Origin of the sequence: Methylobacterium nigriterrae (assembly GCF_037106235.1) — a bacterium.
GTDB lineage: Bacteria > Pseudomonadota > Alphaproteobacteria > Rhizobiales > Beijerinckiaceae > Methylobacterium > Methylobacterium nigriterrae.
This window is the reverse complement of sequence record NZ_JBAWTG010000768.1, coordinates 1-283: the sequence shown is the minus strand read 5'-3', so window position 1 is coordinate 283 and position 283 is coordinate 1. Positions and strand designations below refer to the sequence as shown.

General features: G+C 75.3%; 1 pseudogene. It reads left to right on the top strand.

From position 1 onward, the window contains the following. Nucleotides 1-23 precede the first annotated feature (23 nt). Nucleotides 24-283: pseudogene (locus WDW90_RS39085) on the top strand (lytic transglycosylase domain-containing protein); the annotation flags it as partial.

Below are 283 nucleotides of genomic sequence, written 5' to 3'. Positions count from 1 at the left end.
TCGCGCTCACGGCAGGCGTCACGATGACGGTCCTCGGCGCCAGAGCCGGCGTCGGGGGCGGAGAGCTGGCATCCCAACCGACGCCGCCGGCAAGCGACGCGGCGGCATCGTCGAGCCAGGTCCAGGATCAGAAGGCGGCCGTTGATCCCGTGGCGGCCGATGCCCTGAAGGTCGAGGCGGCCGCCCCCGAGGCAGCGCCCGCCAAGCCCGTGCCCGCGGGCGCTACCGCCTACGCCTCTGCGGACGCGGATGCGCCCGTCTCCTTCCCGCTGCCGGATGCGGG